Annotated in this window: 13 protein-coding genes; 3 read left to right on the top strand and 10 right to left on the bottom strand. The window is 75.0% G+C overall.

All coding sequences use genetic code 11. The features are described 5' to 3' along the window. Positions 1–115: 115 nt before the first annotated feature. Genes E4P43_RS03315 through E4P43_RS03305 form a run of 3 tightly spaced genes read right to left on the bottom strand, consistent with a single transcriptional unit; the run spans position 116 to position 4,893 of the window. A complete protein-coding gene (locus E4P43_RS03315; RefSeq protein ID WP_135144001.1) occupies positions 116–2,272 on the bottom strand; it encodes an ATP-binding cassette domain-containing protein in 2,157 nt (718 codons plus the stop codon). A gap of 8 nt (positions 2,273–2,280) precedes the next feature. Further along, positions 2,281–3,297, bottom strand: coding sequence for a cytochrome d ubiquinol oxidase subunit II (cydB, locus tag E4P43_RS03310; RefSeq protein WP_135144000.1), 1,017 nt, complete (start codon positions 3,295–3,297; stop codon positions 2,281–2,283). A gap of 15 nt (positions 3,298–3,312) precedes the next feature. After that, positions 3,313–4,893 (bottom strand): cytochrome ubiquinol oxidase subunit I, encoded by a 1,581-nt coding sequence (locus tag E4P43_RS03305; protein ID WP_135143999.1) that lies wholly within the window; start codon positions 4,891–4,893, stop codon positions 3,313–3,315. A 126-nt stretch (positions 4,894–5,019) separates the two neighbouring features. Here E4P43_RS03305 and E4P43_RS03300 point away from each other — a divergent pair, with 126 nt between their 5' ends. Together E4P43_RS03300 and E4P43_RS03295 are read left to right on the top strand one after the other, a co-directional pair. Next, the gene (locus E4P43_RS03300; RefSeq protein WP_135143998.1) at positions 5,020–5,373 is read left to right on the top strand and encodes a BlaI/MecI/CopY family transcriptional regulator; all 354 of its coding nucleotides are present in this window, start codon (positions 5,020–5,022) and stop codon (positions 5,371–5,373) included. A gap of 4 nt (positions 5,374–5,377) precedes the next feature. Beyond that, positions 5,378–6,301, top strand: coding sequence for a M56 family metallopeptidase (locus E4P43_RS03295; protein ID WP_135143997.1), 924 nt, complete (start codon positions 5,378–5,380; stop codon positions 6,299–6,301). On the opposite strand, the gene E4P43_RS03290 is transcribed toward E4P43_RS03295, so the two are convergent. After that, complete coding sequence (locus tag E4P43_RS03290) at positions 6,287–6,652, bottom strand: hypothetical protein (protein WP_135143996.1); 366 nt, start codon at positions 6,650–6,652, stop codon at positions 6,287–6,289. The two genes, E4P43_RS03295 and E4P43_RS03290, sit on opposite strands and share 15 nt — an antisense overlap. A 130-nt stretch (positions 6,653–6,782) precedes the next feature. Between E4P43_RS03290 and E4P43_RS03285 the strand changes: the two genes are divergently transcribed. Next, a complete protein-coding gene (locus tag E4P43_RS03285; protein ID WP_135143995.1) occupies positions 6,783–7,496 on the top strand; it encodes a hypothetical protein in 714 nt (237 codons plus the stop codon). Between the two features lie 68 nt (positions 7,497–7,564). Here E4P43_RS03285 and E4P43_RS03280 read toward each other — a convergent pair whose 3' ends face one another. The 6 genes from E4P43_RS03280 to E4P43_RS03255 form a co-directional block, all read right to left on the bottom strand. Beyond that, positions 7,565–9,817, bottom strand: coding sequence for a heavy metal translocating P-type ATPase (locus tag E4P43_RS03280; protein WP_135143994.1), 2,253 nt, complete (start codon positions 9,815–9,817; stop codon positions 7,565–7,567). Then, positions 9,814–10,725: a hypothetical protein gene (locus E4P43_RS03275; RefSeq protein WP_135143993.1), complete on the bottom strand. Its 912-nt coding sequence runs from the start codon at positions 10,723–10,725 to the stop codon at positions 9,814–9,816. The genes E4P43_RS03280 and E4P43_RS03275 overlap by 4 nt, the downstream gene beginning before the upstream one ends. A gap of 10 nt (positions 10,726–10,735) precedes the next feature. Then, positions 10,736–10,948 (bottom strand): heavy-metal-associated domain-containing protein, encoded by a 213-nt coding sequence (locus tag E4P43_RS03270; RefSeq protein WP_245158912.1) that lies wholly within the window; start codon positions 10,946–10,948, stop codon positions 10,736–10,738. 28 nt (positions 10,949–10,976) lie between these two features. Then, complete coding sequence (locus E4P43_RS03265; protein WP_209313698.1) at positions 10,977–11,246, bottom strand: metal-sensitive transcriptional regulator; 270 nt, start codon at positions 11,244–11,246, stop codon at positions 10,977–10,979. Positions 11,247–11,352: 106 nt separating this feature from the next. Continuing rightward, on the bottom strand, positions 11,353–11,682 hold the full coding sequence (locus tag E4P43_RS03260; RefSeq protein ID WP_135143991.1) for a MerR family transcriptional regulator: 330 nt from the start codon (positions 11,680–11,682) through the stop codon (positions 11,353–11,355). Positions 11,683–11,774: 92 nt separating this feature from the next. Further along, the gene (locus E4P43_RS03255) at positions 11,775–12,260 is read right to left on the bottom strand and encodes an Hsp20/alpha crystallin family protein (protein WP_135143990.1); all 486 of its coding nucleotides are present in this window, start codon (positions 12,258–12,260) and stop codon (positions 11,775–11,777) included. Positions 12,261–12,393 lie beyond the last annotated feature (133 nt).

Below are 12,393 nucleotides of genomic sequence, written 5' to 3'. Positions count from 1 at the left end.
CACACCGCGCCGTTCGACTCCGTCGCGTCCGCGGGTGTCCAGCCGGGTGCCAGGACCACGGCCCACCTGTCCCGGTGCTCCGGCGCCACCGCGTCCAGCGCGGAGGGGACCGCCGTCAGCGGGTCCCGGCGGCCGGGTCCACCAGCACGAGCGCCGCGGCGGTGAGCACGGTGACGACCGCCGCGACGGCGACCGGCGGGCGCACCCGCACCGTCAGGTCCTGCACGACCCCGACGTCGCCGACGACCCGCGCCAGCGCCGAGCCGGGGGTCCGGTCGGCGGCCAGCCCCTGCGCGGCCAGCGCGCTCCACACCCGCACCCGCAGCGCCGCGGCCTGCCGGAACGCGGCGTCGTGCGCGACCAGGCGCTCCAGCCAGCGCAGGACCGCGCGGGCGATCCCGAAGAAGCGCACGCCGGCGGTGGCGACCAGCAGGGTCAGCACGGGTGGCATCTCGGCGGCCCGGACGATCAGCCACCCGGAGACGGCGGTCAGGGCGATGCCCGCCCCCGCCGAGAGCGCGCCGGCGGCGACGGCCCGGCGCATCGTGCCCGCCACCGGCGCGGGCACGGCGTCGGCCGGAGTGAGCGGCGGCTCCTGCGGACCCGCGGCGGCGAGCACCGGCGCGGCCGGCGGCGGCGGGCCGGGGAGGTGGGGGGCCGGCAGGTCGACGGTGCGGTCGGCCAGGGCCGCGAGCGCGGGGTCGTGGGTGACCAGCACCGTCGTCACCGTCCCGCGGAGCGCGGCCAGCACGGCGGCGACCCGGTCCCGCGCGGCGTCGTCCAGGTGCGCGGTCGGCTCGTCGAGCAGCAGGAGGCCCGCGCCTCGGCGGAGGCGAACCAGCGCCCGCGCCAGGGCCACCCGCTGCAGCTCGCCGGGGGAGAGGGAGTGCGGCGAGCGGCCGGCGAGCTCCTCGGCGCCCACCCGGGCCAGCGCCTCGATCACGAACGCCTCCCCGGCGACCTCGTCGAGGCCGGGGTCGGACGCGGCGTGCCGCCGCAGCTCGTCGGCGACGGTGGCGCCGGTGGTGCGGGGGAACTGCGGGACGACCGCGACGGCGCCCGCCCCGGTCACCGAGCCGCCGACCCGCGCCTCGGGGCCGGTCAGGCCGGCGAGCGCGGCGAGGAGGGTCGACTTGCCCGACCCGCTCGCGCCGCGCAGCACCAGGAGCTCGCCCGGGCGGACGACCAGGTCGGTCGGGGGCAGCGCGGCGACGGCCCGGCCGGGGTAGGAGACCGTGAGCCCCGAGACGGCGACGTCGGCCCCGCGCGGGTCGTCGTGCACCGGCCGGGCGGCGGGGGCCGGGGCGGGCGCGGACAGCACCGCCCGCGCCTCGGCGGCGGCCAGCGCCGCGTCCTCCGAGGCGTGGTGCGCCGAGCCCAGCGCCCGCAGCGGGGCGAACGCCTCCGGGGCCAGCAGGAGAGCGGTCAGGCCGAGGGGAAGCGCCATGTGCCCCTCGGCCAGCCGGATGCCGACGGTGACGGCGACCAGGGCGACCGAGAGGGTGGCGACCAGCTCCAGCACCAGCGCGGAGAGGAACGCGACCCGCAGGGTGGCCAGGGCGCGGGTGCGGTGGCCCTCGCCGAGCGCGGCCAGCGCCGCGGTCTGCTCGGCGGCGCGGCCCAGCCCGACCAGCACCGGCAGCCCCCGCACCAGCTCGGCGACGTGCGCGGCGATCCGGTCCAGGGCCCGCGCGGAGCCCGCCGTCGCCGTCCGGGTGTGCCGGCCCACCAGCACCATGAACAGCGGCACCAGCGGCAGCGTCACCGCGACCAGGACCGCGGAGAGCAGGTCGGTGAATGCCAGCACGAGGAGCAGCGCCGGCGGGACGACGACGGTCTGCGCGAGCGCGGGCAGGTAGCCGGCGAGCGCGGGGCCGAGGTCGTGCAGCCGGGTGGTGGCCAGCACCGCGGCCGGGCCGGGGCCACCCGCCGCGCCCACCGCGGCCGGGGAGGACACCAGCCGGTCGAGCAGGGCACGGCGCAGCACGTCCTCCGCGCGGCGGGCGTCCCGGGCGGCGACCGCCTCCCCGACGGCGCCGGCGGCGGCGCGCAGGGCGGCACCGGCGGCGGCCAGGACGAGCGGGGTGGCCGGCGGGCCCTCGGCCATGCCGGCCGCGCGGGCCACCGCGTGCGCCAGGCCTGCGGCGAGGAGGACCAGGCCGCCTGCCTGCGCCAGGGCGGCGAGCGCGGCGCGGACGAGCGCACCGCTCAGCCCGGGGACGCCGGCGAGCGCGCCCAGCGGCCCCCGCCCCCGAGGGGCCGAAGTGGCCATGTCGGCCCTCATGCCGGGACTTCTTCGTGCTCCTCGTGGACCGGGTCGGCGGTCAGGCGCTCGCGGAACACCCAGTAGGTCCAGGCCTGGTAGCCGAGGACCACGGGGAGGCCGAAGCCCGCGGCCCAGGTCATGACCGTGAGGGTGTAGTCGCTGACCGACGCGTCGGCGACAGTGAGGTCGAAGGCGGCGTCGATGGTGGACGGGACGACGACGGGGTAGGCCGCCCCGAAGATCGTCGCGGCGGCGGCGACCAGCATCGCGCCCCACGCCGCGAAGGCCTGCCCCTCGCGGCCGACCCGGATCCGCGCCCAGGCCACGACCACGGCCAGGGCGGCGACGAGCCAGAGCACCGCGGTGGCCGGCGTGCCGTACCGCAGGTGCGTGACCCCGGCCCAGGCGAGCAGGGGCAGCGCGGCCAGCGGCGACCACCGGACGGCGAAGGCCCGGGCGCGCTCGCGCACGTCGCCGTCGACCTTGAGCGCGAGGAACAGCGCGCCGTGCACCGTCGAGTACGCCAGCACCGCGACGGCGCCGAGCAGCGCCGGCCAGCCGAGCCCGGAGAACGCGCCGCCCACGCGGTTGCCGTCGTCGTCGATCGGCAGGCCGAGGGTGGTCGCGCCGAGGGCGGCGCCGATGCCGAGCGAGGCGATCAGCGAGCCGGCGACGATCACCCGGGTCCACGTGGCGTCCCACTGCTCGGTGTGGTGGGAGTGCCGCCACTCGAAGGCGACGGCCCGGATGATCAGGCCGAAGAGCACCAGCACGAACGGGAGGTAGAGCGCCGGCAGCCAGCTGGCGTACCAGCCGGGGAAGGCGGCGAACACCGCACCGACCGCGGTGATCAGCCAGACCTCGTTGCCGTCCCACAGCGGGCCGATGCTGCGCAGCATCAGGTGCCGGTCGGCGGTGCGGCGGCCGAGCACGGGCAGCAGGGCGGCGACGCCGAAGTCGAAGCCCTCCAGGAGCAGGAAGCCGATCCAGAGGACGGCGACGGCGGCGAACCAGACGGTCTGCAGGTCCATGTCAGCGTTCCGTTCTCAGTAGGCGAACGAGAGGACGTCGTCGTCGGCGCGGCGCGCTGGGCCGTCGGCGCCGCCCGGGGTGTCGTCGTCGGGGCCGCCCTCGGGGGTGTGGCCGGGCACGGGCGCACCGTCGGCGGTGGTGACGCCGCGGCGGACGAAGCGGGTGACCAGCCAGAGCTCGACGACCGCCAGCGCCCCGTAGACGACGGTGAGCGAGACCAGCGACGTCCAGACCTCGGCGGCGGTGATGCCGGGGGAGACGGCCTGGGCGGTGAAGAAGTACACCTGGTCCTCGACCGGCACGTCCGGGTTCGGGTAGACGACGAAGGGCTGGCGGCCCATCTCGGTGAAGATCCAGCCGGCGGCGTTGGCGACGAACGGCGCGCCCATGGCCAGCAGCGCCCCGGTGACGCCGATCCGCGAGGTGGGCACCCGGCCCTTCCGGGTGGACCAGAGGGCGTACGCGGCGACGGCGGCGGACGCGGCGCCCATGCCGATCATGAGCCGGAAGTTCCAGTAGGTGACGGCCAGCAGCGGCGTGTAGTCGATCGGCTCCCCGGCCTTGTCCCCGAAGGAGGGGTCGTCGGGGTAGGTCTCGCCGTAGACGGCGGCGTACTCCTCCTGCAGCTCGTTGACGCCGGGGACCGCGCTGGTGAAGTCACCGTTGGCGAGGTAGGAGAGCAGGTAGGGCACGGTGATCGAGTGCACGTCGTCGCACTCGTTGGAGCCGAACTTGGCGAAGGCGAAGATCGAGAAGGACGCCGGTGCCTCGGTCTCGCAGAGCGCCTCGGCCGAGCTCATCTTCAGCGGCTGCTGCTGGTACATCAGCTTGGCCTGCCAGTCGCCGGTGACCGCGACGAGCAGGAACGCGGCCAGCGACACCCAGCCGCCGAGGCGCACCGACCGCCGCCAGACCCCGTCATCGACGCTCTGGCGCGCGGGGTCGGTGGTGCTCTGCTCGGCCAGCTTCCGCTTGCGCAGGTGCCACAGCCCGATGCCCACCAGCAGCGCGCCGGCGACCATCAGCGCGCCGACGAGGGTGTGCGCGTAGGCGGCCAGTGCCGTGTTGTTGGTCAGGACGGCGACGAAGTCGACCTGCAGCGGCCGACCGGTCGCGTCGTCGGTGACGACGCCCACCGGGTGCTGCATCCACGAGTTGGCGGCGATGATGAAGTACGCGCTGACCCAGGAGCCGATGACCGCCGCCCACAGCGCGGCGAGGTGCACCTTCTTCGGGATCCGGCCCCAGCCGAAGATCCACAGCCCCAGGAACGTGGACTCGAGGAAGAAGGCCAGCAGCGCCTCGAGCGCGAGCAGCGAACCGAAGACGTCGCCGACGAAGCGCGAGTACTCGCTCCAGGCCAGGCCGAACTGGAACTCCTGGACCAGGCCGGTGGCCACGCCGAGGACGAAGTTGATGAGGAAGATGCGGCCCCAGAAGCGGGTCATCCGCAGCCACTCGGGCTTGTCGGTCCGCACCCACATCGTGTGCATGACCGCGACGAGCACACCGAGCCCGAGGGTCAGCGGCACCATCAGGAAGTGGTAGACGGTGGTGATCCCGAACTGCCACCGAGCGATGTCCAGCACGTCCACGGGCCGGCTCCTTCTCCTCGACGAGGCGACCGTCGTACGATCGTCGCGTTCTTTCTACGCCCAGTAGAAGAAGAAGTTCTACAGCACGTAGAAGAGTGTCGTGTGATCCGCGGAACAGGGGGGCCGATGGCATCGCTGGGGGAGCTGGAGCGGGCCGTCATGGAGCGGCTGTGGGCCGCCGAGGGCCCGGTGGCCGCGACCGAGCTGCGGGACCAGCTGGCCGACCGCGGGGTCGCGCTGACCACGGTGCACACCGTGCTCACCCGGCTGGAGCAGAAGGGCTTCGTGCGGCACGACGACGCCCGGCCGCGGCGGTTCTCCGCCCGCGCCAGCCGTGAGGACCACGCCGCCGAGCTGATGCACGAGGTGCTCGGCCAGGCAGCCGACCGGCAGGCCGTGCTGGCCCGCTTCGTCGGCAGCGTGAACGACGACGAGGCCCGCATGCTGCGCGAGCTGCTCGCCGGCGGCCCCACCGGCTGACGGGGTGCTGCCTGCCACCGCGGTCGCCCTCGCCGTCCTGGCCGCGCTGCTCGCGTGGCCCGTACCGGCGCTGCTGGCCCGCGCCCGCTGGCCGGTGCGGGACCCGCTGGTCGCGCTGGTCTGCTGGCAGGCGGTGGGCCTGGCCGGCGGGCTGTCGATGGTCGGCGCGCTCCTGGTGCACGGTCTCGCGCCCTGGGGGCACTCGCTGCCCGAGGCCGCCTGGGCGGTCGTGCGCGGGCACCCGGCCACGGACCCGGTCCGCGGTGACCACTGGGTCGCCCTCACCCTCGCCGGGGTCCTGGCCTTCCAGCTGGTCGGCGTCCTCGTGCTCTCCTGGGTGCGGATCGCCCGCACGCGCCGCCGGCACCGCGAGCTGCTGGAGCTGGTCGTGCAGCCCGGCCCGCAGGCCGACGCGCGGCTGCTCGACCACCCGGCGCCGGTCGCGTTCTGCATCCCCGGCGCCCGGCCGCTGCTGGTGCTCTCCTCCGGCATGGTCGCCGAGCTCGACGAGGACCAGCTGGCCGCGGTGGTCGCGCACGAGCGCGCCCACCTGGCCGAGCACCACCACCTGCTGCTGCTGCCGTTCGTGGCGTGGAAGGCGGCGCTGCCGGTGCTGCCCGCGGCCGAGCGCGCCCACGCGTCGGTGCGGGAGCTGGTCGAGATGCGGGCCGACGACGTCGCGCTCGCCTCGCTGCCCGGGGCGACGCCGCGGCGGACGCTCGCCGAGGCGATCGTCGCGGCCGCCGGTGGGTCCGGGGGAGTGCCGTCGGGGGCGCTCGCCGTCTCCGGTGCCGGGGTGCGGGCGCGGGTCGTGCGGCTGCTGGAGCCCGCCGACCCGTTGCCGCCGGCGGCTCGCTGGTCCGCCCTGGCCGCCGCCGTCCTGCTGCTGCTGATCCCGACCGCGCTGCTGCTGCTACCCGCGCTCTGACGGCGCCATCGCCGGCCCGAGCAGTGCGTACGCCGCGGCCAGCCCGCCGGTGACCAGTGCGAACCTCCGGTAACGGGGGAGCGCGAGCACCGGCAGCATGCTCGCCGCGTGCAGCCCGTCGACGGCGGCGGCGGCCCGGACCACCGCCGGCTCGGGCGCGGCGAGCACCAGGGCGTGCTGGGCGACGAGCCGTGCTCCGAGCACCCGGGCCACCCACAGCCGCTCGCGCGGGAAGCGCGGCGCGACCGCGGCGGCGACCGCGCCCGGCCGGGCCAGCAAGGCGAGGCCGGCCAGGAGGCCCGCACCGGAGAGGGCGCGGGTCAGGTCGCGCCGAGCGGCGTCGTCGTCCATGGGTCGAGCATGCCCCGGTCAGCGACAGGCCGCGTCCCGGTTCTCCGCCAGCGGCAGTATGGGCCGCCGCTGAGGCTTCCCTTCAGATGGACGTCGAGACTGCCGCGGCACCATCTGTCAGGCTGGGTCTGTGACCAACGCTGCTGGCTTGCTGGCGGATCTCCTCGAAGCCTGGAAAATCCCAGCTGGCCAAAATGCCAGGAGTGCAAGGCAGAAGACCGCGGGAGAACGTGGATTCTGGCACCAGCATCGGCTCGCGGTGGGCTACTTGCTTCAGATCGAGCGGGACCTCGACGCGATGGAAGCTGCTGGCGACGTTGTCGAGCACTACCGCGAGACCCTGGGTGACTGGACGGCCGCCGTCTTCTCCTACGAGTACCATTGGAAGTCGGGTCAGACGCAAGACGTCTCTCTCTTGGACGGTCGGGACATGCGACTCCTTCGCGCCCTCGCAGCCCAGATCGACAGCATCAACTTGGCACCAACGGCGGCGGCGGACGAGCTGGCGCAGCTGAGGCTCAAGCTCGGCGAGGCTCGGGAGCTGATCGAGGCTGCGGGGCCCCCGCTGTTGGAGGCTGGTGCGCGGCGCTACCTGCTCGGGCTTGTCTTCGAGGCGGACCGGTGTCTTGACGAGATTCGGACCTTTGGCGCAGCGACTCTTCGGTCTGTCACGTTTGAGCTGGGCGGCGCGATGCACACGGTGGCCGATCATGCGTCCGATGAAAACGATAAGAAGCGCTGGCGAGAAAGGGCGCGGGGCGTCCTCGTGGAATGGGCTGGTTTGATTCCTGCTACGGCGATCACCACGACCGTCGCCGAAGGCATCAAGGCGATCGGAAGTTAGCGGAATCCCCTCTGTGGTGACGATTTCTCGGATCGGCGTCCACGCCTCGGGATTGTGAGGCGACTCGGTCAGTGCTCGGCTGCCTCGCGGTTCTCGGCCAGCGGGGTGAAACCGCGCAGCCGCAGGCTGTTGGTCACCACGAAGACCGAGCTGAACGCCATGGCGGCCCCGGCGATCATCGGGTTGAGCAGCCCGGCCACGGCCAGCGGGATCGCGGCCACGTTGTAGGCGAACGCCCAGAACAGGTTGCCCTTGATGACCGCCAGCGTCCGGCGGGAGAGCCGGATCGCGTCGGCCGCCGCGCGCAGGTCGCCGCGCACCAGGGTCAGGTCGCTGGCCTGGATGGCGACGTCGGTGCCGGTGCCCATCGCCAGGCCGAGGTCGGCCTGGGCGAGGGCAGGGGCGTCGTTGACGCCGTCGCCGACCATGGCGACGACGCGGCCCTCGTCCTGCAGCCGACGGACGACGTCCACCTTGTCCTGCGGGAGCACCTCGGCGACCACCTCGTCGATGCCCACCTGGGCGGCCACCGACCGCGCGGCGCGCTCGTTGTCGCCGGTGAGCAGGACCGGCGTGAGGCCCAGGTTGCGCAGCTGGCGGACCGCCGCGGCCGAGGTCTCCTTGACCGCGTCCGCGACGACCAGGACGCCGCGGGCGGCGCCGTCCCAGCCGACGGCGATCGCCGTCCGCCCGGCCTCCTCCGCCTCGTCGGCGGCCCGGCCGAGCGCCTCCGGCAGGGGCAGCGACCAGTCGGCCAGCAGCCGCGGGCGGCCGACGACGACCGCGGCGCCCTCGACGACGCCGTGCACGCCCAGGCCCTCGACGTTGGCGAACCCCTCGACCGCGGGCAGCGGACCGCGCTCGGCGGCGGCCGCGGCGACGGCGCGGGCGATCGGGTGCTCCGACGCGGCCTCCAGCGCGCCGGCCAGCCGCAGCAGCCGGCCCGCGTCCTCGCCCTCGGCGGGGACGACGTCGAGCAGCGTCATGTGCCCGGTGGTGACCGTGCCGGTCTTGTCCAGGACGACGGTGTCCACCCGGCGGGTGCTCTCCAGCACCTCGGGGCCCTTGATCAGGATGCCCAGCTGCGCGCCGCGGCCGGTGCCGACCATGAGCGCGGTCGGCGTGGCCAGCCCGAGGGCGCAGGGGCAGGCGATGATCAGGACGGCGACCGCGGCGGTGAACGCGGCCGGCAGTCCGGCGCCGGCGCCGACCCAGAACCCGAGCGTGGCCGCGGCGAGGGCCAGCACCACCGGGACGAAGACGGCGGAGACGCGGTCGGCCAGCCGCTGGACGTCGGCCTTGCCGTTCTGCGCGTCCTCGACCAGCCGGGCCATCTGGGCCAGCTGGGTGTCGGACCCGACCCGGGTGGCCCGGACGACCAGCCGGCCGCCGGCGTTGACGGTGCCCCCGGTGACGGCGTCGCCCGGCCGGACCTCCACCGGCACCGACTCGCCGGTGAGCATCGAGGCGTCCACGGCGGAGGCGCCCTCGGTGACCTCGCCGTCGGCGGCGACCTTCTCCCCGGGCCGGACGACGAAGAGGTCGCCGACGGCGAGCTGGTCGACCGGGACCCGGCGCTCGGTGCCGCCGCGCAGCACCGAGACCTCCTTCGCGCCCAGCTCCAGCAGGGCGCGCAGTGCCGCGCCGGCCCGGCGCTTGGAGCGCGCCTCGGCGTAGCGGCCGGCGAGCAGGAAGGTGGTGACGCCGGCGGCGGCCTCCAGGTAGATGTTCCCGGCGCCGTCGGACCGGGCGACGGTGAGCTCGAAGGGGTGCGTCATGCCCGGCTCGCCCGCGGTGCCCCAGAACAGGGCGTAGAGCGACCAGCCGAACGCGGCGAGGGTGCCGAGGGAGACCAGCGTGTCCATGGTCGCCGCGCCGTGCCGGAGGTTGGTCCAGGCGGCACGGTGGAAGGGGGCGCCGCCCCAGACGACGACCGGCGCGGCCAGGGTGAGGGAGAGCCACTGCCAGTACTCGAACTGCAGCGCGGGGACCATCGCCATGGCCACCACCGGGATGGTGAGCGCGGCGGAGACCAGGAGCCGGGTGCGCAGCGGCGCGGTCCCGTCCGGCTCCTCCACCGTCTCGGGCCGGGGAGGCGCGGGCAGCGTCGCGGTGTAGCCGGTCTTCTCGACGGTGGCGATCAGGTCGTCGGTGGTGACGTCGCCCGCGACGCTCACCTTCGCCTTCTCGGTCGCGTAGTTGACGGTGGCGGTGACGCCGTCGAGCTTGTTGAGCTTCTTCTCGACCCGGGCCGCGCACGAGGCGCAGGTCATCCCGCCGATGATCAGCTCGACGTCGGTGGTGGTGCCGGTGGCGGTCATGACCCGTGCTCCTCGTGGCCCTCGACGGTGACCGTGAACGCGGCGGTGCGGACGACGCCGCCGTGGCGGAAGTCGAGGAACAGCCGGTAGGTGCCCGCGGACGGGGCGGTGGTGGCGAAGCGGACGTGCGGCCCGGGCGCGGGCCGGCGGCCGTCCTCCAGCGGGTGGACGTGCAGGTAGCCCAGGTCGCCCTCGCGCAGCGCGACGAGGTGGCCGTAGGCGCCCAGGTAGGGCTGGAGGTCGGTGACCGGAACGCCGTCCCGGCTGACGGCCAGCGTCAGCCGGGACTCCCGGCCGGGGGCCAGCTCCCCGTCGAGCACCACGGTGAAGCCGTCGACCTCGGCGACCGCGGAGGGGGCGGGCAGGGCCCGCGGCTCGTAGGGGCCGGCGACCGAGAGGTCCACGCCGAGCGTGCGGTTCTCGCCGTCGGCCGCCGGGGTGAAGTCGGCGAACAGCCGCCAGGTGCCCGGGTCGAGCGCCAGCGGGGCGCGCCAGGTGCCGTCGGGGCCCAGCTCGGGGTGCACGTGCTGGTAGCCGGACAGGTCGCGGCGGACGGCGACCAGGTGCAGGTCGACGTCGTGCTCGCGCTGGTAGCCGGTGACGGGGTGGCCGTCGGGGCCGAGGACCCGGAAAGCGACCTCGGTGGCCGGCCCGGCGGGCGCGGAGGGGGAGGAGAGGTCCAGCGTGTAGCCGTCCTCGCTCACCTGGAGCCCGCCGGGGCCGGTGCCGGCCGCCCCGGTGTGGGCCGCCTCGGTGTGGTCCCCCTCGGAGTGCGCGCCGTCCCCGTGGGCCGGGGGCGGCGTCGCGGGGGAGCCGACCGGCCCGACCGCCGCGCCCACCCCGGCGGCGGCGCCGAAGACGGCGGTGAGCCCTAGTGCGAACGCGGCGATGCGGGTCGGTGTGTTCATGGCTCCGGCCTCAGCGGCCGCTCACCTCGTACCCGGCCTCCTCGACGGCGGCGCGCACGGCGGCCTCGTCGACCGGCTGCTCGCTGGTGACGGTCAGGCCGCCGGTGGCCAGGTCGACGTCGACGGCGGTCACGCCGGGCACCTGGGAGACCTCCTCGGTCACGGCGGTGACGCAGTGGCCGCAGGTCATGCCGGTCACGGTGTAGCTGGCGGTGCTGCTCACGGGGGTTCCTCTCGGGGTGGGGGAGCGGTCAGGAGCGGACGAGACGGGCGATGGCCTCGGTGGCCTCGCGCACCTTCTCCTCGGCCTCGCGGCCACCGGCCTTGGCGGCGTCGACGACGCAGTGGCTGAGGTGCTCCTCGAGCAGGCCGAGGGACACCGCCTGGAGCGCCTTCGTCATGGCCGACACCTGGGTGAGGATGTCGATGCAGTACTTCTCGTCCTCGACCATCCGCTGCAGGCCGCGGGCCTGCCCCTCGATGCGGCGCAGCCGCTTGAGGTAGTCGTCCTTGCGGTGGATGTAGCCGTGCGCGTGGTCGTGGCCGGCGCAGCCGCTCTCGGTCGTCTCCACGTGGTCCCTCCTGACGGAGCCGCGGGTCCGCGGCGTCACGAGGAACCATACCCCCCTAGGGTTCCTGTCGTCCACCCTCGAGGCGGTCCAGGTCGGCCCGTGCTGCGGCGAGCTCGTCCTGCAGGCCCACGATGACCTCTGCGGAGGCGAGCGGGTGCCCGTCGTCGAGGAGGACGCGGACCCGCGCGGCGAGGGTGAGCTGCTGGCGCGAGTAGCGGCGGTGGCCGCCGCGCGACCGGTGCGGGGAGAGGACGCCGGAGCTGTCCAGGCTGCGCAGGAACGCCGCCTGGACGCCGAGGAGCTCCGCGGCCTGGCTCATCGTCAGCGCGGGGTAGTCCGGGTCGTCCAGCCGGCGCAGCGGGTCGGCGGCCGGGTGGTCGTCCATCGCCGTGCTCCCGTCGTCGGTACCGGTTCGTGGAAGGAAGAGGGGGCCGGGCCCGTGCGGGCCCGGCCCCCGTGGTGCCGTTCCGGTCGCGGTCAGCTCTCGACCGCGGGCTGCTCGCCCTCGATGGTGCGCGCCTCCACGGCGGCCGGCGCGTCCGCGCGGGTCACCGTGATCTTGCGGGCCCGCGCCTTCTCGGCGACCGGGATGCTCACGGTCAGCACGCCGTCGTGGTAGCTGGCCTCCAGCCGGTCGGTGTCCAGGCTGCGGCCCAGCACCAGCTGCCGGGTGTAGCTGCCGTAGGGGCGCTCGGCCGCGACCCACTCGGCGTTCTCCAGCTGCGGCACCGAGCGCTCGGCGCTGATGGTCAGCGTGGTGCCCTCGACGGAGAGGTCGATCGAGCCCGGGTCGACGCCGGGGAGGTCGAAGTGGGCGACGAAGTTGTCACCGACCTTGTAGGCGTCCATCGGCATGCCCGACAGCGGGCGGGCGGTGGTGGACCCGCTGCGGCCGGTGAGCTGGTCCAGCGCGCGGAAGGCGGCGGACGTGGCGGCGAACGGGTCGTAAGCGGTCAGCATCATGGCTGGTACCTCCTCAGACGGTGGGTCCGGTGTTCGCTGCCCGAGGTAGAACCTCTAGTGGCGACTGGAGATTACCTCGGTGGCGCACCCAGGTAAACGTCCGTCGGTGGAAAATGTTCCCGCTCGTCGTTCC

Source organism: Blastococcus sp. TF02A-35, from assembly GCF_004571075.1.
Taxonomy (GTDB): domain Bacteria; phylum Actinomycetota; class Actinomycetes; order Mycobacteriales; family Geodermatophilaceae; genus Blastococcus.
Note: the sequence above shows the minus strand (reverse complement) of the source record. Positions and strands in the feature narration are given on the sequence as shown.

What these genes read in the sequence shown, in the direction of transcription:
- E4P43_RS03315 (WP_135144001.1), bottom strand. Translation starts at nt 2,272, where the DNA reads ATGGCCACTTCGGCCCCTCGGGGGCGGGGGCCGCTGGGCGCGCTCGCC.
- cydB (WP_135144000.1), bottom strand. Translation starts at nt 3,297, where the DNA reads ATGGACCTGCAGACCGTCTGGTTCGCCGCCGTCGCCGTCCTCTGGATC.
- E4P43_RS03300 (WP_135143998.1), top strand. Translation starts at nt 5,020, where the DNA reads ATGGCATCGCTGGGGGAGCTGGAGCGGGCCGTCATGGAGCGGCTGTGG.
- E4P43_RS03290 (WP_135143996.1), bottom strand. Translation starts at nt 6,652, where the DNA reads ATGGACGACGACGCCGCTCGGCGCGACCTGACCCGCGCCCTCTCCGGT.
- E4P43_RS03280 (WP_135143994.1), bottom strand. Translation starts at nt 9,817, where the DNA reads ATGACCGCCACCGGCACCACCACCGACGTCGAGCTGATCATCGGCGGG.
- E4P43_RS03275 (WP_135143993.1), bottom strand. Translation starts at nt 10,725, where the DNA reads ATGAACACACCGACCCGCATCGCCGCGTTCGCACTAGGGCTCACCGCC.
- E4P43_RS03260 (WP_135143991.1), bottom strand. Translation starts at nt 11,682, where the DNA reads ATGGACGACCACCCGGCCGCCGACCCGCTGCGCCGGCTGGACGACCCG.
- E4P43_RS03255 (WP_135143990.1), bottom strand. Translation starts at nt 12,260, where the DNA reads ATGATGCTGACCGCTTACGACCCGTTCGCCGCCACGTCCGCCGCCTTC.